The organism is Nocardioides mangrovi (genome assembly GCF_020073815.1).
GTDB classification, from domain to species: domain Bacteria; phylum Actinomycetota; class Actinomycetes; order Propionibacteriales; family Nocardioidaceae; genus Nocardioides; species Nocardioides mangrovi.
The window spans coordinates 482,836-506,361 of record NZ_JAIQZJ010000001.1; the positions used below are offsets into that span (position 1 = coordinate 482,836).

Annotated in this window: 19 protein-coding genes; 7 read left to right on the forward strand and 12 right to left on the reverse strand. The window is 72.4% G+C overall.

Annotation, left to right across the window (positions count from 1 at the left end; all coding sequences use genetic code 11):
* Positions 1–63: 63 nt before the first annotated feature.
* The 5 genes from K8U61_RS02265 to K8U61_RS02285 all read right to left on the reverse strand — a co-directional run bounded on the left by K8U61_RS02265 (position 64) and on the right by K8U61_RS02285 (position 4,372).
* Positions 64–759: an HAD family hydrolase gene (locus K8U61_RS02265; protein WP_224121340.1), complete on the reverse strand. Its 696-nt coding sequence runs from the start codon at positions 757–759 to the stop codon at positions 64–66.
* A complete protein-coding gene (locus K8U61_RS02270; RefSeq protein WP_224121341.1) occupies positions 756–2,528 on the reverse strand; it encodes a proline--tRNA ligase in 1,773 nt (590 codons plus the stop codon). Before K8U61_RS02270 ends, K8U61_RS02265 begins: the two co-directional genes overlap by 4 nt.
* A 73-nt stretch (positions 2,529–2,601) precedes the next feature.
* Positions 2,602–2,964 (reverse strand): DoxX family protein, encoded by a 363-nt coding sequence (locus tag K8U61_RS02275; protein ID WP_224121342.1) that lies wholly within the window; start codon positions 2,962–2,964, stop codon positions 2,602–2,604.
* A 13-nt stretch (positions 2,965–2,977) separates the two neighbouring features.
* A complete protein-coding gene (locus tag K8U61_RS02280; protein ID WP_224121343.1) occupies positions 2,978–3,826 on the reverse strand; it encodes a GNAT family N-acetyltransferase in 849 nt (282 codons plus the stop codon).
* Positions 3,827–3,889: 63 nt separating this feature from the next.
* Positions 3,890–4,372 (reverse strand): SHOCT domain-containing protein, encoded by a 483-nt coding sequence (locus tag K8U61_RS02285; protein WP_224121344.1) that lies wholly within the window; start codon positions 4,370–4,372, stop codon positions 3,890–3,892.
* Between the two features lie 67 nt (positions 4,373–4,439).
* On the opposite strand from K8U61_RS02285, the gene K8U61_RS02290 reads away from it, so the two are divergent.
* Positions 4,440–5,381, forward strand: a complete 942-nt coding sequence (locus K8U61_RS02290; RefSeq protein ID WP_224121345.1) for a hypothetical protein — start codon at positions 4,440–4,442, stop codon at positions 5,379–5,381.
* A 13-nt stretch (positions 5,382–5,394) separates the two neighbouring features.
* Here the strand turns inward: K8U61_RS02290 and K8U61_RS02295 are convergent, their stop codons facing one another.
* From K8U61_RS02295 to K8U61_RS02315, 5 genes are all read right to left on the reverse strand, one after another.
* Entirely contained in the window at positions 5,395–6,531 is a 1,137-nt protein-coding gene (locus K8U61_RS02295) for an alkaline phosphatase family protein (RefSeq protein WP_224121346.1), read from the reverse strand.
* On the reverse strand, positions 6,525–7,784 hold the full coding sequence (locus tag K8U61_RS02300; protein WP_224121916.1) for an alkaline phosphatase family protein: 1,260 nt from the start codon (positions 7,782–7,784) through the stop codon (positions 6,525–6,527). Before K8U61_RS02300 ends, K8U61_RS02295 begins: the two co-directional genes overlap by 7 nt.
* Positions 7,785–7,876: 92 nt before the next feature.
* Complete coding sequence (gene ispG / locus K8U61_RS02305) at positions 7,877–9,028, reverse strand: flavodoxin-dependent (E)-4-hydroxy-3-methylbut-2-enyl-diphosphate synthase (RefSeq protein WP_224121347.1); 1,152 nt, start codon at positions 9,026–9,028, stop codon at positions 7,877–7,879.
* A 20-nt stretch (positions 9,029–9,048) separates the two neighbouring features.
* Entirely contained in the window at positions 9,049–10,410 is a 1,362-nt protein-coding gene (locus K8U61_RS02310; RefSeq protein ID WP_272491941.1) for a M50 family metallopeptidase, read from the reverse strand.
* Positions 10,407–11,507, reverse strand: a complete 1,101-nt coding sequence (locus K8U61_RS02315; protein ID WP_224121348.1) for a 1-deoxy-D-xylulose-5-phosphate reductoisomerase — start codon at positions 11,505–11,507, stop codon at positions 10,407–10,409. Before K8U61_RS02315 ends, K8U61_RS02310 begins: the two co-directional genes overlap by 4 nt.
* A gap of 36 nt (positions 11,508–11,543) precedes the next feature.
* On the opposite strand from K8U61_RS02315, the gene K8U61_RS02320 reads away from it, so the two are divergent.
* The 3 genes from K8U61_RS02320 (at position 11,544) to K8U61_RS02330 (ending at position 17,936) form a co-directional block, all read left to right on the forward strand.
* Positions 11,544–14,738: an AAA family ATPase gene (locus K8U61_RS02320; protein ID WP_224121349.1), complete on the forward strand. Its 3,195-nt coding sequence runs from the start codon at positions 11,544–11,546 to the stop codon at positions 14,736–14,738.
* Between the two features lie 58 nt (positions 14,739–14,796).
* Positions 14,797–16,125, forward strand: coding sequence for a 4-aminobutyrate--2-oxoglutarate transaminase (gabT, locus tag K8U61_RS02325; RefSeq protein ID WP_224121350.1), 1,329 nt, complete (start codon positions 14,797–14,799; stop codon positions 16,123–16,125).
* Between the two features lie 128 nt (positions 16,126–16,253).
* On the forward strand, positions 16,254–17,936 hold the full coding sequence (locus tag K8U61_RS02330) for a sensor histidine kinase (protein WP_224121351.1): 1,683 nt from the start codon (positions 16,254–16,256) through the stop codon (positions 17,934–17,936).
* Between the two features lie 4 nt (positions 17,937–17,940).
* On the opposite strand, the gene K8U61_RS02335 is transcribed toward K8U61_RS02330, so the two are convergent.
* Complete coding sequence (locus K8U61_RS02335) at positions 17,941–18,507, reverse strand: TetR/AcrR family transcriptional regulator (RefSeq protein ID WP_224121352.1); 567 nt, start codon at positions 18,505–18,507, stop codon at positions 17,941–17,943.
* Positions 18,508–18,593: 86 nt separating this feature from the next.
* Between K8U61_RS02335 and K8U61_RS02340 the strand changes: the two genes are divergently transcribed.
* The 3 genes from K8U61_RS02340 to K8U61_RS02350 are packed head-to-tail and all read left to right on the forward strand — an operon-like array spanning position 18,594 to position 21,817.
* Positions 18,594–19,511, forward strand: coding sequence for an SDR family oxidoreductase (locus K8U61_RS02340; RefSeq protein ID WP_224121353.1), 918 nt, complete (start codon positions 18,594–18,596; stop codon positions 19,509–19,511).
* A 33-nt stretch (positions 19,512–19,544) separates the two neighbouring features.
* Positions 19,545–21,353: an N-acyl-D-amino-acid deacylase family protein gene (locus K8U61_RS02345; protein WP_224121354.1), complete on the forward strand. Its 1,809-nt coding sequence runs from the start codon at positions 19,545–19,547 to the stop codon at positions 21,351–21,353.
* Positions 21,350–21,817, forward strand: a complete 468-nt coding sequence (locus K8U61_RS02350) for a nuclear transport factor 2 family protein (RefSeq protein ID WP_224121355.1) — start codon at positions 21,350–21,352, stop codon at positions 21,815–21,817. Before K8U61_RS02345 ends, K8U61_RS02350 begins: the two co-directional genes overlap by 4 nt.
* Before the next feature lie 106 nt (positions 21,818–21,923).
* Here K8U61_RS02350 and K8U61_RS02355 read toward each other — a convergent pair whose 3' ends face one another.
* Positions 21,924–23,381 carry an amidohydrolase family protein gene (locus tag K8U61_RS02355; RefSeq protein WP_224121356.1) on the reverse strand — a complete coding sequence of 486 codons (1,458 nt, stop codon included), beginning with the start codon at positions 23,379–23,381 and terminating at the stop codon, positions 21,924–21,926.
* Positions 23,382–23,526 lie beyond the last annotated feature (145 nt).

A 23,526-nucleotide genomic window follows, 5' to 3' on the forward strand; every position in this document is an offset into this window, starting at 1 on the left:
CAGACGCCCCTTGACGCGCGACCGGTTCGATTCCTCACGTTTCTGCATTGCAGAAACGTGCAATCAGGACCAGGCGGAGACGATGCCGGCCACGTCCGCCAACCGGGTCGCGACGGCGTCCGGGGTGCCCTCGGAGTGGCCGCGCTGGGCCTCGGGGATGAGGCTGTGCGGCACGTGGATGGCGCGCAGCCCGGCGTTCTGAGCGCCCCAGACGTCGTCGAAGAGCCGGTCTCCGACATAGACGCAGCGGGCCGGGTCGACGGCGCCGACCGCGTCCATCGCGGCCCGGAAGGCGTGCGCCGAGGGCTTGGTCCACGGGATCTCGCTCGTGTAGACGTCGCCGTCGATGAGCCCGTGGACGCCGTCGCGGCGGAAGAACTCCTCGTGCCACTCCCGCGGCCAGAGCGTGTTGGACAGGACGCCGACCTTGATCCCCGCCGACCGCAGGCGCTCCCAGAGGGGCCCGACGTCGGGGTCGGTCGCGGTGTGCGGCTCCCAGAACTCCCGGTAGTCGCTCAGCAGGTCGGGGTCGTGGTCGAGGCCGGCCTCGGAGAAGAGGTCGGCCACGGTCGCACTCTGCTGGTGGTCGCGGGAGCGGCCCCAGACCGCCTGGTTGGCGTCGAGGAGCCGGACGGCGTGGTCATCGCCCGCGTGGGTCACGGCCCGCGCGAGCGCGGCCGCCTCCGCCTCGAAGTCGACGTCGTGCCAGGGCGTCAGTGTGCCGCCCCAGTCGAAGATGACCGCGTCGACCCCGCTCATGCCTTGACGAGGCGTACGACGTGGTCGACCACGTGGTCCGCGTGCACGTTCTCGCGCTCGCCGGTGGCCCGGTCCTTGACCTCGACCGTGCCGTCGGCGAGGCCCTTGCCGACCACGACGATCGTGGGCACGCCGATCAGCTCGGCGTCCTTGAACTTCACGCCGGGGCTGACCTTGCCGGTGCGGTCGTCGTAGAGGACGGTGACGCCGGCGCGGTCGAGCTCGTGGGCGATCCGCTCCGCGGCGGCGAAGACCGCCTCCTCCTTGCCGGCGGCGACCAGGTGGACGTCGGCGGGCGCGACCTCGCGGGGCCAGCAGAGCCCGACGTCGTCGAGGGTGCCCTCGGCGATCGCGGCCACCGCCCGCGAGGGGCCGATCCCGTAGGAGCCCATCGTGACCGTGACGAGCTTGCCGTTCTCGTCGAGGACCTTGAGGTCGAGCGCCTCGGCGTAGAGCCGGCCGAGCTGGAAGATGTGGCCCATCTCGATGCCGCGCGCGGACTCGAGCACGCCGCCGTCGCCGCGCGGGCAGGGGTCGCCGTCGCGGACCTCGGCCACCTCGATGACGCCGTCGCCGTTGAAGTCACGGCCGGCGACCAGGTCGAGCACGTGGCTGCCGGTGACGTCCGCGCCGGTGACCCAGCGGGTGCCCTCCACGACTCGGGGGTCCAGGAGGTAGCGGACGGCTGCGGGCTTGTTCTCCCCCAGGGCGCCGGGGCCGATGTAACCCTTGGCGAGGGTGGGGCGGGCCGCGAAGTCATCCTCGCCGAAGGGCTCGAAGACGACGCCCTCGCCGAGCGCCGCCTCGAGGCGCTTCGCGTCGACCTCACGGTCGCCGGGCAGGCCGATGGCCAGCGCCTCGGTCTCGCCGTCGGGGTGGCGGAGCGAGAAGACGACGTTCTTGAGCGTGTCTGCGGCGGTCCAGGGCCGGTCGTCGCGCGGGAAGGCCTCGTTGAGGTGGTCGACGAGCGTGTCGATGGTGGGCGTGTCAGGCGTCTGCTCCGCGTGCGCGGCGGGCGCGTCGTCGTACGCCACCGGCGCGATGGGCGGCGAGTGGACCGCCTCGACGTTGGCGGCGTAGTCACAGAGCGTGCAGCGGACGTAGGTGTCCTCCCCGACCGCGGCCTTCGCGAGGAACTCCTCGGACTTCGAGCCGCCCATGGCGCCCGACATCGCCTCGACGATGGCGTAGTCGAAGCCGAGCCGGTCGAAGATCCGGATGTAGGCGTCGCGGTGCTTCTGGTAGCTGGCGTCCAGGCCGGCGTCGTCGACGTCGAACGAGTAGGAGTCCTTCATCACGAACTCCCGGCCGCGCAGGATGCCTGCGCGCGGCCGCGCCTCGTCGCGGTACTTCGTCTGGATCTGGTAGATCGAGAGCGGCAGGTCCTTGTACGACGAGTACAGGTCCTTCACGAGGAGGGTGAACATCTCCTCGTGGGTGGGTGCGAGGAGGTAGTCGCCGCCCTTGCGGTCCTGGAGCCGGAAGAGGAGGTCGCCGTAGTCGGTCCAGCGATTGCTCGCCTCGTAGGGCTCGCGAGGCACCAACGCGGGGAAGTGCACCTCCTGGGCGCCGATCGCGTCCATCTCCTCGCGGATGATGCCCTCGATCTTGCGCAGCACCTTGAGGCCGAGCGGCAGCCAGGTGTAGATGCCGGGCGCGGCCCGGCGGATGTAGCCGGCGCGGACCAGCAGCTTGTGGGACGGGACCTCGGCGTCCGCCGGGTCCTCCCGCAGGGTCCGCACGAACAGGCTCGACATCCGCAAGATCATGCGGAGAAGGCTACTTGCGGGGTCCCCTCGTCAGCGAACCAGTAACCCCCGCGGGGCCGCCGCCCGTCGACGCTCAGCCGCGGGCGGCGCGCAGCGCGGCGCGGATCATCGGCAGCTGGAGGGGCAACCGGCCGAAGGCGACGGCCTTGACGGTGGTGTTCCGGGTCTGGGCGGCGTCGACGGCCATCTTGATGTTGCCCGGGTAGACGCCGAGGAGCAGCAGGACGCTCGCCCAACCGGCCGCGCGGCGGGTCCGCGGGAGCGCCAGCCCCGCGGCACAGGCGAGCTCGGCGACGCCGCTGCCGAGGATGACCTCGCGGTGCGCCGGCACCCAGGACGGCATCAGCGGCTCGTAGACCTCGGGCTTGACCAGGTGGACGGCGCCACTGGCGGCGAAGCCGAGGGCGAGGATCGTGACGCTGCGCGGGAGGGACATGCGCCGACCGTACTCAGTACATGATGGTCGCGAAGCGGGCCGTCTCGCGGAAGCCGACCTTCTGGTAGGCGGCGCGGGCGGGGTGGTTCCACTCGTTGACGTAGAGCGACACGTTCGGCGCGATCTCGCGGCGTACGGCGCGTACGACGGCGGCCATGCCGGCGGTGGCGAGGCCCTGACCGCGATAGTCCGGCGGCACCCAGACCCCCTGGATCTGGGCGGCGTACGGCGTCGCGCAGGCGACCTCGGCCTTGAAGACCAGCCGGCCGGTGCGGTCGAAGCGGGCGAAGGACCAGCCGCGGTTGACCAGCTGCGAGACCCGCGCGCGGTAGAGCTCCGCTCCCCCGCCGGCCTCGGGCGAGACGCCGACCTCCTCGGTGTACATCGCCACGCAGGCGGGGTAGAGCTGGGCCATGTCACCGCTCGTGGTGCGGCGGACCTCCGGGTCGAAGGCGACCTGGGGCTCGCCGGCGATCACCAGGTGCGGCTGGTCCCAGCGCGCCTCGCGGGGGCGGCCCCAGCTGCTCGCGACGCCGTTCCAGAAGACCCGGACCGCCTCCTGGGGGCCGACGATCGTGGACACCGTCCGGCCGCGGGCCAGCGCCCGCTCGGCGAACGCCACCGCGTCGTCGGGACCGGCGTTGACCGGCACCAGGTTGGCGCCGACGTGGCAGGCGGCGACCAGCTGGCCGCCCTCGAACCGACCCCACATCTCCCCGCCCAGCCAGCGCGGCTCGAGGTTGGTCGTGACGGCGCGGTAGTCGACGAACGCGTTGACCACCGGGTCGCGGCGCGCGAGCTCCAGGAACGCGTTGAGGTCGGCGGCGCCGAGGGGCCGGACGCCGTGCCGGGTCGAGAGCACGCCCGATCCTACGATGCCGCGGCCGGTGCCGGGTGGTGCGCTCGACGGAGCCTCACTGCGAGCTCAGGTCTGGTCGAGGATCGCCTGGCGGCGCGCGGCGTACTCGTCCTGGGTGATCAGGTCCTCGTCGAGCAGTCCCTTCAGCTCTCGGAGCCGGGTGGCCACGGTCGGGGTGGCGTCCGGCGGCACCACGGGCGCCGCCGGCGGCGGCGTGCGGAGGTTGGCCGACAGGTAGGTCGCCTCGAGCCCGTTGTCGGTGAGCAGCGTCATCGCGGTGGCCTCGTCGGGATCCATCCCCGACCTCGTCGCCATCCCGCGCGCCATCGACACCTTGTAGACGGTGATCAGCACCCCGACCACCGCGACCAGGACGAAGAGTGCGATGAACCAGCCGGGGATGCCGCCGTCCGCCCCTCCACCGAGGCCGCCGCCGTCGTAGCTGCGATGCCACGAGCCGTCGTAGGTGCACGTCGGCAGGTCCCCCTGCGCGTTGGCCTGGAAGCACCAGTCCGGCGGGTTGTCCCCTCCCCCGAGATGGAACGTCATGGCGGCACCCTACGAGCGGGCGCGGCGGTCTGTGCAACCTTTCGTCATCTCATCGAGTCTGAGAGGCATGCGCATCTCTCTCGGGATCCTGACCCTGGTGACGGCCCTGACCGCCGCCCTCGCCTCCCCGGTCGCCGCGGCGCCGGGCGACCTGCACCCGGCGAGGCTGCCACGCGGCGACGACCCGAAGATCCCGTACGTCGTGGGCTCCACCGTGATCGACGGCAAGGAACGGATCGAGATCGACGGCCACTGGGCGCTGGTGCTCGGTCGCTCGGGTGACGCCCTCGTCGTGCAGACCGACCGCCGGGTGCTGCGGGTGACCGGGGACAGGCAGCGCCGGATCGCCCGGCTGAGCGACGGCGCCCAGGTGCTGCTCTCCGAGGACGGCAGCGACCTGGTCATCGGCCGGATCGCCTCCCGCACCGGCCGCACCACCGTCCGGGTGCTCGACCCCGAGTCCGGCGCGGAGCGGGCCCGGGAGGTCTTCAGCAAGTACGTCGTCCCGCTCGGCGCCCGCGGCGGGCGGGTCGTGATGACCGCCTCCGCACCGACGCGCACGTTCTCGTGGAACCACCGCACCGGCGACGTACGCCGCATCGTCGGCCGCTCGGGCGGCACGGTGAACGTCGGAGCCGACCGGCTCGGCACCCTCACCGGCGACCCCTACAACGGCGGCTGCTACGTCGTGAGCAGCCTGCGGCACCCGCGTCGGGAGCTGTGGCGCTCCTGCGAGGAGGGCGTCATGTCCTTCTCCCCCGACGGCTCCCGGATGGTGACCATGGACATCCTGGCCGACGGTCTCGGCCCCGGGCGGGTGTGGGTGCGCGCCACCGACGGCGGCCGCCTGGTCGCGCGCTACTCGGCGTACTGGTTCAGCAGCGTCCAGTGGGAGACCGACCGGGCGCTGCTCCTCGACACCCACACCCCGAAGCGCTGGGCGACGCTGCGCTGCGTGGCCAAGGACTGCGAGCGGGCCTCCCGGGTCCGCAAGCAGGACGTGACCTGAGTCGCGGCCGCTCTCAGCTCGGCGAGTAGCGGTTGTAGACGTCGAGGCCGAAGGTGTCGACGCCCTCGTCGCGGGCGTAGCCGAGCTTCGGCAGCCCGAAGACCTCCTCGACCGAGCCCAGCAGCGAGTAGTGGTTGTACGGCGTGGTGCTCCACGTCCCGGGTCGGATCCAGCGCGAGACCAGCAGCGCTCCGATCCTCCCGCCGCCGGGCCCGACGATCCCCGGAAGCGGGCTGTTCGCCGAGGTCACCGGGCCGCAGCAGGCGTCGGAGTCCGCCTGCGGGCCGTCGGACTCGTCGGCGGTGACGACGAGCAGTCCGTTGCGCCGGAACGCCGGTGACCTCAGGATCAACGGCACCCACCGCCGCATCCACGAGTCGATGGTCGCCAGCCCGCCCGGCCGGCCGTCGGCGCACGGAGCGTCGTGGCCGTCGTGGCACAGGTCCGGGGTGATGTAGGCGAGGTTGGGGGTGGTCCCCACGTGCCGCAGGTCCCGCTTCAGCCGGGTGAGCGCCACGACGTGCTTCTTGCAGTAGCCGGCGCGGTCGATGATCGAGTGGAAGTACATGAAGGGGTTGTGCCGCACCGCGTAGTTCTTCTTCGCGGTCGCCTTCTGGGTCGGGTCGATCGCTCCGACCTCCGGGTGCTGGCAGGGCTCCTCCATGTCGTCCATGTAGCCCTTCCAGGTCCGACCGGCGTCGCTCAGCTGGCCGGGCAGCGTCGGGACGTCGTCGGGGAAGACGCAGCCGGACCCGACCGCCTGGTTCGGGTCGACGGTCGAGGTGCGCGCGAAGTCGGTGAACACCTGGCAGTCGGCCTGCATCTGCGGGTTGGGACCCTGCCCGGAGACCTGCGCGACGTAGTTGGGCTGGGAGTTGTGCGCCGTCGCGTAGTAGCGGTCGAGCAGCACACCCTTCGCCCGCAGGGTCTTCGCGAGGTACGGCGCCGCCGAGTCGTCGCCCCAGGTCGTGTCGTAGCCCTTGTTCTCGATGTTGATCACGAAGACGTGCTTGATCGGGGGCACGTACGCCGCCGGCCGGCTCGCCGCGGCACGGGCGCCGGCCGGGGCGCCGGCCGGGGCGCTGCTCGCGGGCACCAGGACCAGCCCGCCCAGGGCCAGCACCAGTGCGGCGACCGATCGGACTACCACCGCTCCGGTCTCATCCCGAGGTCGATCGAGAGCCGCTTGAGCTGCGCCCAGTCGGCGGACTTCGACTCGTCCGGCACGCAGGCCGCGGGCGTGATGTCGGGGACGTCGTACGTCGGCGAGGACAGATCCGGTCCGCTGGCGAGGTCGAGGGCCTCGGCCATGTTGCGGGCCGCCTTGTCGCGCGGAGTGAGGTGCTTGAGGCCCCAGCGCCACTCGATCATCTTGAGCACCGAGGTGTGGTCGTAGACGTGGTGGGAGACGTGCCCGCGACGCGCGTACGGCGAGATCATCAGCGCCGGGGTGCGAAAGCCACGCAGGGCGGTCTTCCTCGAGACGTCGGGGGCCTTCTTCGGCTCGACGTGGTCGTAGAAGCCGCCCCACTCGTCGTAGTTGATGACCAGGACCGTGTGCTCCCAGCCCGGTCCGTTCCGCACGGCGTCGTAGACCTGGTTGAGGAAGGACTGGCCGGCGCGGATGTCGGCGAGCGGGTGGTCGTCGTTCGAGAGCCCGCTCTCCTCGTCGAGGAAGCGCGGGTCGACGAAGGACACCGCGGGCAGCGTGCCGGCGGCAGCGTCGACCAGGAACTGCGTGAACGGCTTGGAGATGCCGGCGTACTTGCCGTACCAGAGCGCGGTGAACGGGATGTCGCTGAAGTAGTAGGTGCCCGAGACGCCCTTGGCCGCGAGCCGGTCCCAGATGGTCGGCAGCGAGCAGCGGTCGATGCTGTTGTGGAGCCGGTCGGTCTGGGCCGCGTGCTGGTAGAAGCGGTTGGGGTAGGTCTCCGCCATGACCGCCGAGAAGTAGCGGTCGAAGACCGTCCAGTCGCGGGCGGCACCGGAGTAGAACGACAGGTCGTCGTCGGTGTAGTAGCCGATCGCCATCAGGTCGTTCTCGCCGGACTTCAGGAAGCCGTCGAGCTTCCCGCCGTTGAGCTGGATCCGGCCGCCCTCGTAGGAGTGGTCGGGGTCCTCGAAGCCGCACCCGTCGGTCGCCAGGAGGTGATGGGTCTGGTGTCGTACGCCGCGCCGGTCGACGTAGCTGAGACCGTCCTGCTTGCCGTCGGCGCCCGGCAGCCAGCCGAGGTAGTGGTCGAAGGAGCGGTTCTCCATCATCACGAGCACCACGTGCTCGATGCCGGACCTGCCGGGAGCGGGAAGGGCCGGTGCCGCGGCCGCGGGCCACCAACGGGCGGCGCCCGTCGCGGCGAGCGCTCCGGACACCGACGCGGCGCCGAGGAGCCGCCTGCGCGTCATCGTCACGGTCGAAGTGTGCACCCGCGACCGGTCGCCGTCACCAGGCGCGGGACGGAGTTCGCCGTCCGTTCAGACGACGGTCCGGGACGGGCTCAGGAGACGGTGACCTCGGCGGCGGCGCCGTCGACCGACTCCATGCCCTCCGCGATCCGCATGGCCTCCTCGATGAGGGTCTCCACGATCTGCGACTCCGGCACGGTCTTGATGACCTCGCCCTTGACGAAGATCTGGCCCTTGCCGTTGCCGGACGCGACGCCGAGGTCGGCCTCGCGCGCCTCGCCGGGGCCGTTGACGACGCAGCCCATGACGGCGACGCGGAGCGGCACCTCGAGCCCGTCGAGGCCGGCGGTCACCTGCTCGGCGAGCGTGTAGACGTCGACCTGGGCACGGCCGCAGGAGGGGCACGAGACGATCTCGAGCCGGCGCGGGCGGAGGTTGAGCGACTCCAGGATCTGGAGCCCGACCTTGACCTCCTCGACCGGCGGCGCGGACAGCGAGACCCGGATGGTGTCGCCGATACCCCGCGAGAGCAGAGCACCGAAGGCCGTGGCCGACTTGATGGTGCCCTGGAAGGCCGGGCCGGCCTCGGTCACGCCGAGGTGCAGCGGCCAGTCGCCGCGCTCGGCGAGCAGCTCGTAGGCACGGACCATCACGACCGGGTCGTTGTGCTTGACCGAGATCTTGAAGTCGTGGAAGTCGTGCTCCTCGAAGAGGCTGGCCTCCCACACGGCCGACTCGACCAGCGCCTCCGGCGTGGCCTTGCCGTACTTCTCCAGCAGCCGCTTGTCGAGCGAGCCGGCGTTGACGCCGATCCGGATGGAGGTACCACGGTCCTTGGCCGCCCGGGCGATCTCCTTGACCTGGTCGTCGAACTGCCGGATGTTGCCCGGGTTGACCCGGACCGCGGCGCAGCCGGCGTCGATCGCGGCGAAGACGTACTTGGGCTGGAAGTGGATGTCGGCGATCACCGGGATCTGCGAGTGCTGCGCGATCTCCGGGAGGGCGTCGGCGTCGTCCTGGCTGGGGCACGCGACGCGGACGATGTCGCAGCCCGCCGCGGTCAGCTCGGCGATCTGCTGGAGCGTGGTGTTGACGTCCGAGGTCAGCGTCGTCGTCATCGACTGCACCGAGATCGGGTGGTCGCTGCCCACCCCGACCTTGCCCACCTGGATCTGGCGGGTCTTGCGGCGGGGTGCGAGCACCGGCGGCGGGGCCTCCGGCATGCCCAGGCTGATCTCGGTCATGGGTCGATCCTAGGTCTCGGTCAGGAGGAGAGCTGCACGGGTACGACGAGGTCGCCGACGATGAGCACGACGCCCATGACGAGCAGGCAGGCGGCCACGCAGTAAGCGATCGGGAGCAGCCGCGCGACGTCGACGTACCCGGGGTCGGGCCGGCCACGCAGCCGGGCCCAGCCGCGCCGGATCGCCTCCCACAGGGCGCCCGCGATGTGGCCGCCGTCGAGAGGCAGCAGCGGGACGAAGTTGAACATCCCGATGAAGAAGTTGAAGCCCGCGATCAGCATGAGCAGGAAGACGGCCTTCTCGGCGACCGGGAAGCCCTCCTCCGAGACGGTCTCGCCGGCCAGGCGACCACCGCCGACGATGCTCACCGGGCTGTCCGCGGCGCGGTCCTTGACGCCCACGATCGCCTCCGCGACGCCCCAGACCTTGACCGGGAGGGTGGCCAGCGCGGAGACGGTCTCCTTGGCCATCGTGCCCATCTGGTCGATGGTGTAGATCGGCCCGCCGGTGGTGACGACCTCGTGGGTGGTCGGGGTGACGCCGAGGAAGCCGACCTGGTGGAGGGTCTCGTCGGTGTTGGACTCGGGTCGCGCCTCGACGGTGGTGCTGGTGGTCCCGGTCATCGCCCGGCCGTCGCGCTCGTAGCCGATGACGGCCTGGCCGTCGTCGTTGCCGCGGATCAGGGTCCGCAGCTGGTCCCAGCCGGTGACGGCCGTGCCGTTGAAGCTCGTGATCACGTCACCTGGCCGGAGCCCGGCCTGGGCCGCCGGGCTGACCGGGTCGCTGTCCTTGCAGGTGGTCCGGTTGTCGACGTAGGGGATCACGCACTCCGAGACCTGGTCGAGCACCGGCTGACCGGCGTCCGGCTCGACGGTGCGCTGGCCGTAGAAGGCGAAGACGCCCCAGAAGATGAAGAACGCGATGAGGATGTTCACCGTCGGCCCGCCGGCCATCACGATGACCTTCTTCCACCACGGCATCTTGTAGAAGAGGCGGTCGTTGTCCGCCGGGGTGATGGTCTCCCACTCCGCCGCACGTGCGTCCGAGATGAGCTGGGTGAAGAGGCCGGTGTTGGACTTGCGCACCCGGACGACCTGCTGGCCGTCCTCGTCGGTGGTGACCTCGTCCGCGAGGTCGGTGGCGCCGGGCGGCAGCATCCCGACGATCTTGACGTAGCCGCCGAGCGGGATCGCCTTGACGCCGTACTCCGTCTCGCCGCGCCGCGTCGACCAGACGGTGGGGCCGAAGCCGATGAAGTACTGGGTGACCTTCCCGCCGAACTTCTTCGCCGGGATCATGTGGCCGAGCTCGTGGAGGCCGATCGAGGCCAGGATGGCGAACGCGAAGATCACCACTCCGAGCAGGTAGAGCAGGGCGGTCATCGGGTCCCTTCGATCAGCTGGCGCGCGGTGCGACGTGCCCACGCGTCGGCGTCGAGCACGTCCTCGACGGACAACGACGCCGTCTCCGAGGGTACGTCGTGACGGCTGAGAACCTCCTGAACCGTCGGCACGATCTCGGTGAAGGCCAGCCGGCCCGTGCGGAAGGCCTCCACGCACTCCTCGTTGGCCGCGTTGTAGACGGCGGGAGCGGTCGCGCCGGTCTCCCCCGCCTGCCGCGCCAGCCGGACCGCCGGGAAGGCCTCGTCGTCGAGCGGGAGGAACTCCCAGGTCTCCGGCCGGGTCCAGTCGACGGGCGGCGCGGTGTCGGGCACCCGGTCGGGCCAGGCCAGGCCCAGCGCGATCGGGATCAGCATGGTCGGCGGGCTGGCCTGCACGAGCGTCGAGCCGTCGACGAACTCCACCATCGAGTGGACGACGCTGGTCGGGTGGACGACGACCTCGATCCGGTCGTAGGGGATCCCGAAGAGCAGGTGCGCCTCGATCACCTCGAGGCCCTTGTTGACCAGGGTCGCGGAGTTGATGGTGACGACCGGGCCCATGGCCCAGGTCGGGTGCGCGAGCGCCTCCTCGACGGTCACCCCCGCCAGGTCCGCGCGGCTGCGGCCGCGGAACGGGCCACCGCTCGCCGTGAGCACCAGGCGGCGCACCTCCTCCGGCGTACCGCCACGCAGGCACTGGGCGAGCGCGCTGTGCTCCGAGTCGACCGGGACGATCTGGCCGGGCACGGCGCGCTCGAGGACGAGCGGGCCGCCCATGATCAGCGACTCCTTGTTGGCGAGCGCGAGGGTGGTGCCGGCGTCGAGCGCGGCGAGCGTGGGCCGGAGGCCGACCGCGCCGGTGATGCCGTTGAGCACCACGTCGCAGGGCTGGCCGGCGGCCGCGACCGAGGCGTCCTCGCCCAGCCCGGAGTACGCCGGCGAGAACTCCGCGACCTGCTGGTCGAACAGCTCCGGGTTGCCCCCGCCGGCGGTCAGCCCGACCACCCGGAACCGGTCCGGGTTGGCGCGCACGATGTCGAGGGCCTGGGTGCCGATCGAGCCGGTGCTGCCGAGGATGACGACATCGCGTTGAGTCACTGCTGCATCCTCTCAGGGAGCACTACGATGCGGCGCATGGCCGACTCCGGGGGCGGCGACACCGTGACCTGCCGGCAGTGTCACGGGGAGCTGCCGAGCGACGCCCGGTTCTGCCCCGCCTGCGGCACGCCCGCCGAGGCGTCGGAGCCGCGCGAGGCGCGCAAGACGGTCACGCTCCTCTTCACCGACGTCACGGGCTCGACGGCGCTCGGGGAGCAGCTCGACCCGGAGGCCTACCGGCAGATCATGGGCCGCTACTTCGACCTCGCGCGTGAGGCGGTCGAACGACACGGCGGGACGGTGGAGAAGTTCGTCGGCGACGCGGTGCTGGCGGTCTTCGGGGTCCCTGAGGTGCGCGAGGACGACGCCCTGCGGGCGGTGCGGGCCGCGCACGACCTCGACCACGCGCTCAGCGGGCTCTCCGACGAGCTGGCAGCGACCTCCGGGGTCCGGCTCGAGGTCCGTACCGGCATCAACACCGGCGGTGTGATCGTCGGGTCGGCCCGAGCAGGCGGGTCCTTCGCGACGGGCGACGCGGTCAACACCGCGGCACGCCTGGAACAGGCCGCTCCGCCAGGAGGCATCCTGATCGGGGCCGAGACCCTGGCCCTGGTGCGCGACGCCGTCGAGGTCGAGGCGGTCGACCCGGTCCTGGCGAAGGGCAAGAGCGACCCGGTGGCGGCGTACCGCCTGCTGTCGGTCCTGGCCGAGCGGCCCGGCCGGGCGCGCCGCATGGGAGCCGCGCTGGTCGGCCGCGACCGGGAGACTCGCGTGCTCGACGACGCCCTCGCTCGCACGGTGGAGAGCGGGCGCAGCCACCTGGTCACCGTCCTCGGGGCGCCAGGCATCGGGAAGTCGCGTCTGGTGGCGGACTTCCTCGCCCGGATCGGCGATCGGGCTGGCACGGTGAGCGGTCGCTGCGTGTCCTACGGGCAGGGCATCACCTATTGGCCGCTGGTGCAGGCGCTGCGCCAGGCGCTGCACCTCAGTGGCGACGAGTCCGACGAGCTCACCCGCCACGCGCTCTCCGCACAGATGGCCGACGCCGCCGACGCCGAGCGCGTGGTCGAGCTCCTGCTTCCTCTGCTCGGACGGGGCGGCGACCCCGGCGCCGGGCAGGAGACCGTGTGGGCGGTGCGACGGATGGTGGAGTCGCTCGCGTCGGCGCGCCCGCTGGTCCTGAGCATCGACGACCTCCACTGGGCCGAGCCCACGCTGCTCGACCTGCTCGAGCAGGTGCGTGAGGAGGTGCAGGACCTGCCGGTGCTGCTCGTCTACCAGGCACGCCCGGAGCTGCTCGACGCACACCCCGGCTGGGGCGGCGGATCGCTGAACTCGACGACCTTCGCACTCGAGCCCTTCACCGTCGACCAGACGCGGACGTCGATGGCCGCCCTGCTGGGACGGGCGGTGCCCGAGGAGGTCGCCCGGCAGGTCTCCGTGTGGGCCGGTGGCAACCCGCTCTTCGTGGAGGAGATCGCCACCCATCTCACCGAGACCGGGGTCCTCGTCCGTGAGGGCGAGTCATGGCGACTCACCGGCGATCTCGAGTCCGCTCGCGTCCCGCCGACGGTCTCGGCGTTGCTGTCCGCGCGCATGGACCGGTTGCCGGACGAGGAGCGTGTGCTGCTCGAGCGGGTCTCGGTGGTCGGCCTGGAGCTGACGACCGACGAGGCGCTCGCGCTCGCGCCCGAGGGGTCCGCGCACGACGAGGTGGTCGACGCCCTCACCTCCCTCGGCCGACGCGACCTGCTGCGCCGCGTGCGCGGCCCCGACGGGGACAGCTGGGCGTTCAAGCACGTGATGGTGCGCGACGCGGCGTACGACGCGCTGCCGAAGGCTGCACGCGCCGACCTCCACCTGCGCTTTGCCGCGCGGCTGGAGGGCTCCGGGGCCGTCGCCGGCTCTGAACGTACGGCCTTCGTCGCCCACCACCTCGAGCGGGCGGCCCGGCTGCGACGCGAGCTCAGTCCGCGCGACCCGGACACCGACGAGCTCACGCTCCGCGCCGCTCGATCGCTCGCGACCGCTGCCGAGGAGGCTCGCGACCGCGATGACGTCGGCGTCGCGCGCGCCCTCCTCGAGCAGGCGATCGACCTGCGGCCGCCGACCCCGGCCCGCCGTCGCCTCCAGGGCCGCCTGGCCTACCTGCTGACCCAGACCGGCGAGGTCGCCGCGGCCGGCGACCTGCTGGGAGTGCTCGCTCGCGAGGTGACGACCGACCGGGACGCCACCGAGCTGGAGCGTGCGGTCGTGGAGTGCCAGCGGCAGGCGACCGAGCTCGCTGCCGCGGGGGAACGCGACCCTGGTGACGCCCTCGCGGCAGCGGAGCGTGCAGCGGCACTCGCTCGGGACGCGGGCGACCGGCAGCTGCTGAGCCAGGCGCTGAGCGCAGCCCTCACTGCGTGGGTGATGCGCGGCCGATGGGTGCGCGTCGGCGACGTCTGCGACGAGCTGGTGCAGGTCGGGACGGTCTTCGACCGTCGTTACGCCGCGTGGTTCGCCGGCGGCGTCCTGCTCTACGGCCCGGCGGACATCGCCGAGATCGAGGGCTGGGTGCGCGACACGTGGCCGGCCGACCCGACACCGCGGCATGTGCTCCGCGCACGCGGTCTGCGCGCCCTCATCGCAGCGGGCCAGGGACTCGACGGTGCGATCGACGAGATCACCAGCTGCCTGGACGCCTCCACGGACCTCGATGACGGGCGCACCGTCGAGGATCTGAACTTCCACGCGATGGCCTACGTCATCGGCGGCGCCGATCGGCTCGCCATCACCACCTTCGCTCGGGCGGCGGACGCCTGCCGCGTCCGCGGCGATCGGTCCCACCTCTCGACGATCGCCCTCTGGCAGGCCCTCCTGATGCTCCAGGAGCACGATCCACTCGACGCGATCCGTCCGCTGGTCGATGAGGCAGCCGCGACGACGTCGCCCTACGACACGTTGTCGGTGTCCTGGCTCTCCGCGGCATCGGCGCTGATCGAGGCCCGCGACGGCGGCGACCTGGACCGGTCCGCCCGGCTCGCGACCGAGGCGATCCGGGTCGGCCAGGAGAGCGACCAGGTCTGGCACCGTGCGGACCTCGGCCGGTGGCTCAGCGAGATCTCGCTCCGACGCGGCGAGCTCGCGCAGCGACGCGCCATGCTCGAGGGCTCGCTCGCGATCTACCGCATGAAGGGCCTCTGGGTGCAGCACCGGCGAACAGCGGAGCTCCTGACCCAAGAAATCTGACCAATTCGACACCCGCACCCCCTGTTGAGCACGGATCCGGTCGGATTAGGCTCGACTCATGACCGATTCTGCTGTCACCCAGGAGCGCCGCCTCGTCACCGCGATCCCCGGGCCGGGCTCGCTCGAGCGCCTCGACCGCAAGAAGGCGTACGTCGCCGACGGGGTCGGCACCACCCTCCCCGTCTTCGTGACCCAGGCGGGCGGCGGGATCCTCGTCGACGTCGACGGCAACCACCTGATCGACCTCGGCTCCGGCATCGCCGTGACGACCGTCGGCAACGCCGCGCCGGCGGTCGTGCGCAACGTGCAGGAGCAGGTGCAGGCCTTCACGCACACCTGCTTCATGGTCACGCCGTACGACGGCTACGTCGACGTGTGCGCGGCGCTGGCCGAGCTGACGCCCGGCGACCACGCGAAGAAGAGCGCGCTCTTCAACTCCGGCGCCGAGGCCGTCGAGAACGCCGTCAAGATCGCCCGCGTGGCGACCGGCAAGGACGCGGTCGCGGTCTTCGACCACGCCTACCACGGCCGTACCAACCTCACGATGGCGATGACGGCCAAGAACATGCCCTACAAGAACGGCTTCGGGCCGTTCGCCGGCGAGGTCTACCGCGCCCCGATGTCCTACCCGCTGCGCGACGGCCTCGACGGCCCGTCCGCCGCCGCCCGCGCGATCGACGTCATCGAGAAGCAGGTCGGGGCCGCCAACCTCGCCTGCATCGTGATCGAGCCGATCCAGGGCGAGGGCGGCTTCGTCGTCCCCGCGCCCGGCTTCCTGCCCGCGCTCGCCGCCTGGGCCGAGGACAACGACGTCGTCTTCATCGCCGACGAGATCCAGTCCGGCTTCTGCCGCACCGGCGACTGGTTCGCCAGCGACCACGAGGGCGTCGTCCCCGACCTCGTCACCACCGCCAAGGGCATCGCCGGCGGCCTGCCGCTCGCCGCCGTCACCGGCCGCGCCGACCTCATGGACTCGGTCCACGTCGGTGGCCTCGGCGGCACGTACGGCGGCAACCCGATCGCCTGCGCCGCCGGGCTCGGCGCGATCGAGGAGATGAAGGAGCACGACCTCGCCGCCCGAGCCCGCCACATCGGCGAGCTCATGCACACCCGGCTGGACGCGCTCAAGATCGAGCACCCGGTGATCGCCGAGGTCCGCGGCCGCGGCGCGATGATGGCGATCGAGCTGTGCAAGCCCGGCACGACCGAGCCGGACGCCGCGCGGACCGCCGCGGTCGCGGCCTACTGCCACCAGCAGGGCGTCGTCGTCCTCACCTGCGGGACCTGGGGCAACGTCTTCCGCTTCCTGCCGCCGCTCTCGATCGGCGACGACCTGCTGCGCGAGGCGTTCGACATCGTCTCCGAGGCCTTCACCGCCACCGCCTGACACCTGTCGCGCCCTGGCCCGGGCGAGCGCCCGGGGCAGGCGTGGCGCGGCCCGTCGTCATCTGGTCGCCGTTTCAACAACAAGTCGTCCGGAAATCACTAGGCTTCGCCCGACACGGGAGGAAGACGGTGACGGCAGCGCTCGGGCTCGGTGACTGGCCGGACGGTTCCACCCATCCCGTCCTCGAGCTACTGGTCGACGCGATCGCGGAGATGGGCGGCTTCGCCCGGGTCACGCTGGCGATCGCGGAGGGGACCGCCCTGGTACCGGTGGCGTACGCCGGGCCGCCCGGATCGTCCCCCACTCCCCTGGGCCTGGCGCCCGAGGAGCTCGCGGTCCCCGCCGGGGGCCGGCTGCTGCTCGTCCCCGGCGATGGGGACCTCACCGGCGAGGCCTGGCAGTCCGGCGACCTGCTCATCGGCGTGCTGACCGAGGTCGACCGGGTGATCGGCGTGATCCGCTGCGACGACCCGCACAGCGGGCGCCGACCGGACCCCGCGGTGCGGCGCGTGCTCGAGCGGTGCTTCCACCAGACCGAGCGCACGGTCGCCAACGCCCGCGAGCGCCTGGAGCTCCGCGAGCAGTTCGGGTACGCCGAGGCGGCGCGGCGCCTGGTCCGCTCCGCCCTCGCGCCCGCGCACCCCTCCCTCGAGGCCGTGCTCGAGCACGCCCACCGGCCGCTGGTCGAGGGCTTCCACGCCACGGGGTCCTGGATCGAGGTGCTCGACCCCGCCGCCGTCGCCCGGGGCTACGCGCGGGCCCGCGACAGCGCGGTCGTCCCGCTGCCCGACGACGTGATCGACCTGTGCCACGAGGTCGGCCTGCGGCTCTGGCTCGAGCAGCAGTCCCTCGTGGTCGAGGTCGGCGCCGAACGGCCCGAGGACGACGCGGCCGTGGTCCGGATCCGCGACGAGGTCCGCGGGCTCGGGCTCGGCTCGGTGCTGGCGGTGCCGCTCGGCGCCGGCCCGGAGTACTTCGGCTTCCTGGCGCTGGGCCGCCGCACGACAGACCCGGCGTGGTCGGCGATCGAGCGCTCGTCGGCGGTGCAGATCGGCTACGACCTGGGCGCGGCCCTGCGGACCGCGAGCGCGCTGGAGGGTCAGCGCGCTCTGGTGCGCGAGCTCCAGCAGCTCGACGACTACCGCAGCCAGCTCATCGCGACCCTCTCCCACGAGCTGCGCACACCACTGACCGTCATCGCCGGCAACCTCGAGATGCTCGGGAGCCTCGAGATCGGCGAGATCGGCGCCCGGCACCACCGGGCGATGACCCGGGGTGCGACCCGGATGCAGCGCGTCGTCGACGACCTGCTGCTGCTCGCGACCGTCAGCGACCCGCAGCACCCGGTCGAGGAGGCCGAGGTCGACCTGGCACACCTGGTCCGCGAGGTCGCGGCCCTGGTGGCCACCCCCGTGCACACCGGCGGCCTGGCCCTGGACGTCGACCTGCCGTCGGACCCGCTCGTGGTGACCGGCAGCCCCTCGGAGCTCGACCGCCTGGTCGGCAACCTGCTCAGCAACGCGGTGAAGTACACCGAGCCGGGCGGCACCGTCGCGGTGCGTGCCGTCCACGAGCACCGGCGCGTGGTCCTGACGGTGGCGGACACCGGCATCGGCATCGGGCCCGACGACCTCGAGGGTCTCTTCCGGGCCTTCTACCGGACCTCCAACCCCGACGCCCTCCGGCACCCGGGCACCGGCCTGGGACTGGCGATCGTCGCGACCATCGCCGAGCGGCACGGCGGCACCGTCGCGGTCGCGTCCGAGCTGGGCCGCGGGACGACCTTCACGGTGACCATCCCGGCCCGCTGAGCCGCTAGCCGGCGGTCGCGGCCCGCAGGTCGGCGAACGCCTCGCGCAGCAGGGACCGCAGGTCCTGCGCCCGGGTGTCGGTGACCCAGGTGGCGAAGGCGGTCCGGAAGACCGCGACGCCGGTCTCGGCGATCAGGTCGGCCAGCCGCGGCTCCACCCCGCGCTCGCGCAGGCCGTCGGCGAGGGTGCTGACCCAGGCCGCCATCTTGCCGAGCTCGCGCTCGCGGAGCTCGGCGTGCGCCTCGATCACCGCCTGCCGCCGCGGCGCGTGGTCGCGGCGCTGCTCGTCGAGGAAGGAGGCCGCGCGCACGAGCGCCTCCGCGACCACGTCGTACGGCGCCGCTTCGGCGGGCGCCTCGCGTACGGCGGCCGCCAGCGCCTCCTCGAGGACCGTCCCGCCCCCGAAGAGCACCTCGCGCTTGTCGGCGAAGTGCCGGTAGAAGGTGCGCTCGGTCAGGCCGGCGCGGTCGGCGATCTGGGCGACGGTCGTCTGGTCGTAGCCGTGCTCGGCGAAGAGCTCGAGCGCCGCCTCCTCGAGGCGGCCGCGCGCGTTCGGCTCCCAACGTCCCACGGCTCGATCCTACGTGATGTCAGACCCTGTCATCGGCGTGCTACCGTCATGACAGATCCTGACATCACTACTCGCCGGAGGTTCCCTTGCGCGTCTTCGTCACCGGAGCCTCGGGCTTCGTCGGCTCCGCCGTCGTCCCCGAGCTCCTCTCCCACGACCACCAGGTCGTCGGGCTCGCCCGCTCCGACGCGGCGGCCGCCACGATCACCGACCTCGGCGGGGAGGTGCTCCGCGGCGACGTCACCGACCTCGACGTCCTGCGCGCCGGAGCGACCGACGCCGACGCCGTCGTCCACCTCGCCTTCCGCCACGACCTGATGTTCGGCGGCGACGCCGCCGGCGCCGCCGCGTCCGACCGGGCCGCGATCGAGACCTTCGGCGAGGCGCTCGCCGGCACCGGCAAGGCCCTCACCATCGCGTCCGGCACGGCGATGCTCGCGCCGGGCCGGGTCGCGACCGAGGAGGACGTGCCGCTCGAGACCGGCCACGTCGCCGCCCGTGGCGCCAACTCCGTCCTGACGCTCGCGCTCGCCGACCGCGGCGTCCGCTCGTCCGTGGTCCGCCTGACGCCGACCGTCCACGACGCGGGCGACAACGGCTTCATCCCGACCGTCATCGGGATCGCCCGCCAGCAGGGCGTCTCGGCGTACATCGGTGACGGCACGCAGCGCTGGCCGGCCGTCCACCGGCGCGACGCGGCCCGCCTCTTCCGGCTCGCCATCGAGCAGGCGTCCGCGGGCACGGTGCTCCACGCGGTCGGCGAGGAGGGCGTGCCGCTGCGGGAGGTCGCCGAGCTGATCGGCGAGCGGCTGGAGCTGCCCGTCACCTCGATCACCGCCGAGGAGGCGCCGGCGCACTTCACGTTCCTGGCCGGCTTCCTCGGCAGCGACGTGCCCGCCTCCAGCGCCCGCACCCAGGAGCTGCTCGACTGGCACCCGACCGGCGTCGGGCTGCTCGAGGACATGGCCGCGCACTACTTCGGACAGGCCGGCACTGGTTCTTGACGCGCGTCAACTAGAACGTGTTGCATGCCTCACATGACGTTCGACGCGATCATCAAGAACGGCCGCTGGTTCGACGGCACGGGTGCCGACTCCGCGGTCCGCAACCTGGGCATCAAGGACGGTCGGGTCGCGACCGTCAGCGCGGAGGCACTCGACGAGACCGGCTGTCCCGAGGTCGTCGACGCCTCGGGCCAGTGGGTGATCCCGGGCCTGGTGGACATCCACACCCACTACGACATCGAGGTGCTCGACGGCCCCGGCCTGCCCGAGTCGGTCCGCCACGGCGTGACCACGCTGCTCCTCGGCTCGTGCTCGCTGTCGACCGTCCACGTGGGCGGCGTCGACGCGGGCGACCTCTTCGGGCGGGTCGAGGCGATCCCGCGCCAGCACGTCATCCGCGCCGTCGACGAGCACCGGACCTGGCGCAGCGCGCACGAGTACGTCGCGGCGCTCGAGTCGCTCCCGCTCGGTCCCAACCTCGCGGCGTTCATCGGCCACTCCGACATGCGCACCGCGACCATGGGACTGGACCGGGCGACCCGCAAGGAGGTCCGGCCCTCACGCCGCGAGCAGGCGAAGATGGAGCACCTGCTCGACGAGGCGCTCGACGCCGGCTTCGTCGGCATGTCGGCCCAGCAGCTGCTCTTCGACAAGATCGACGGCGACCTCTGCCGCTCGCGCACGCTGCCCTCGACGTACGCCAAGCGCAAGGAGATGCGCGGCCTGCGCTCGATCCTGCGCCGTCGGCGGCGCGCCCTGCAGGCCGGTCCGGACGCCACCCACCCGGTCTCGACGATCGGCGGCCAGGCGCTCGGCTCGATCGGCTGGTTCGGCCGGCCCGCGCTGCGCACGAGCCTGCTCTCCGCCGCGGACATCAAGGCGATCCCGTTCGTCATCCACCTGATGCGGCCGATCGCGCACGTCGTCAACAAGCTCGGCGCCGACTTCCGCTGGCAGCACCTGCCCGTGCCCTTCGAGGTGTACGCCGACGGCATCGACCTGGTGATCTTCGAGGAGTTCGGCTCCGGCGCGATGGCGCTCCACCTCCAGGAGAAGCTCGCCCGCGACGAGCTGATGCGCGACCCCGACTACCGCAAGGCGTTCCGCAAGGACTACGAGTCGAAGTACGGCCCGCGCGTGTGGCACCGCGACTTCTACGACGCCGAGATCGTCGAGTGCCCCGATGCGTCGGTGGTCGGCAAGTCCTTCGGGCAGGTCGGCGACGAGCTCGGCGGCAAGCACCCGGTCGACGCGTTCCTCGACCTGGTCCTCGAGCACGGCACCGCGATCCGCTGGCGCACCACCATCAGCGGCCACCGCCCGTCGGTGCTCAAGAAGCTCGCGCAGGACCCGGGCATCCAGATCGGCTTCTCCGACGCGGGCGCCCACCTGCGCAACATGTCCTTCTACAACTTCGGGCTGCGGCTGCTCCGGCACGTGCGCGACGCCGAGCGCTCCGGCCAGGCCTTCATGTCGGTCGAGCAGGCCGTGCACCGGCTCACCGGCGAGCTCGCCGACTGGTACCGCATCGACGCCGGCACCCTCCGCGAGGGCGACCGCGCGGACCTCGTGGTCATCGACCCCGCCCACCTCGACGCGACGCTGGAGGACTACCACGAGGCGCCGGTCGAGCAGTTCGGCGGACTCTCGCGGATGGTCAACCGCAACGACGCCGCCGTACCCGCCGTCTTCATCAGCGGCCGGCGCGTCGTCACCGACGGCGAGCCCACTCCCCTGCTCGGCACCGAGCGGGTCGGTCAGTTCCTCAAGGCCGAGCAGGCCGGTGCGCCCGTGACCGCCGCGGCGGCATCGCCGGTGGCCGAGGTCGAGGCCGTCTCGTGACGCGCACTCCCGAGGAGGCCGTCCGCGGCCTCTGGACCACCCTGTCCGCGCGCGACTACGACGGCATCGCCGACTGGGTGACCGACGACTGCCTCTACCTGGACATGCCGCTCGGTCCGTCGCTGTCCGCGCGCGGACCGGCCGACATCGTCAAGCGGCTCCAGGTCGGCTGGGGCGACCTCGCGGCGTACGAGAACCACGACGGGCTGCTCGTCGCCGACGACGCCGGCAACGTGATGTACGAGCACTCCGAGACCTGGACCTTCCGCTCCGGCGAGGTCTTCACCCTCGCCTTCGCGACGGTCCACCGGGTCCGCGACGGCAAGGTCTGCCTCTGGAAGGACTACTGGGACTACGGCGCGATCATGAACAACGCGCCCGCCTCCTGGGTCGAGGCGCTCGCCACCGCCGACACGTCCTGGGTGTACGACGCGACCGAGGATCTCGCTGCGCTGTCGGGCTAGCCGCCGGCCCGGGTGTATGAGTACCCGGTCCACCGGGGACTCCTGCCCCTCGGGGCCGTTGCCACCCCCCAGGGGCAGGGACTGCCCCCGAGGTCAGGCCGCGAGGTCAGGCGGGCGTCGCGCGGATCGGTCGGCCCGGGAACGCCTCGGTGTCGAGCACCCCGTCGCGGATGACGAAGGTGCCGTCGACCAGCAGGTGGCGTACGCCGGACGACGGCCGCACCGCGTCGGTGTAGGTCGCGCGGTCGGTGACGGCGGCCGGGTCGATGACGACGAGGTCGGCGTCGGCGCCGACGGCGAGGTGGCCCTTGCCGTGCACGGCGGGCGTGGCGTCGCGCAGCACCTGGGCGGGCAGGTAGGAGCAGCGCCGGAAGGCCTCGGGCCAGCTCCACCGCATGGTCCGCACGGCGCGCATGAAGGTGCCGGCCGTGCGTGGGTGCGTGGTGCCACCCGCGGGCAGCGGCCAGTCGCGGGAGTCGTGCGAGCCGTCGGGCCAGAAGACCGGCATCGCGTCACTGGCCACGATCGAGTCCGGGAACTCCAGCGACATCCGCAGCAGCGCGGCGTCGGCCGGGTCGTTCTCGTCGAGGAACTCGATGATGCAGGGCGCGCCCGGCGTCTCCGCCCGCAGCTGGAGCAGCCGCTTCTCGTCGGCGATCCGCTCCCCCGTCTCGACCATGACGATGCTCGACGGGCCGATCCCCCAGGCGCCGAGCCGCGCCGGAGCGACGAACGCGGCACCGACCGCGGTGCTGCCCGCGCCGTACGGGTAGGCCTCGACGGTCACCCGCGAGCCCTCGGCGCGCGAGCGCTCGAGGGTGCGCAGGACGCGGTCGACGTGGCGGCGGGAGGTGCTGTTGACGTGGCAGTGGTGCATGGCGGCACCGGTCTCGGCGGCCGCGCGCACCAGCTCCTCCGACCCGTCGATCGGCGTCGTCGGGTCGGCCTCGACCAGCTCGCGGACGTGCGTGTACGTCGGCACGGCCGCACTGGCGGCGAGCCGGGCGACCGCGAGGTACTCCTCCGGGTCCAGCCGGGGCGCGTAGCCCATGAGGATCCCGACGCCCAGGGCGCCGTCGCCGATCTCCTGCTCGATGAGGGCGACGCTCTCGGCGAGCTCACGGGCGCTGGACGAGCGCTGCCACCCGGGGTTGCCGAGCACGCCGAGGGCGCCGGCGAGGCTCGCGTCGGGCTCGATCCCCAGCAGCACCTGCGCCCGCGCCGAGCCCCAGGACGCGGAGAAGCCGTAGTGGAGCGGCCGGCCGTCGCGCGCGGCCTCGGCGTACCCGCGGGCCACCGGCATCAGCCCGGACTCGAGGTCGAGCGCGGTCGTCACGCCGTCGAAGGCCTGGAGCCGCTGGCCGGCGATCGAGTGCACGTGGCTGTGCAGGTCGATGAAGCCCGGGCCCACGACCATCCCGCTGACGTCGACCCGGGTGGCGTCGGGCGCGTCGATCGCCCCGACCTCGACGACCTTCCCGTCCCGCACGAGGACGTCCTGGACCGCTTCGGTGCCGGCGGCAGGGTCGACGACCGTGCCACCGGACAGCAGGAGAGAGCTCACCCGTCCAACCTAGACACCACACCTCCCCGCCACCTGGGTGGATCGGACGGATCAGGCTGTCCCGGGTCGTCCGACCGCACCACCCTCCCGGCCGGCGTGGACGACGAAACTCATGCCGGGACGACGAAGCTTCATCGTCCCAGCA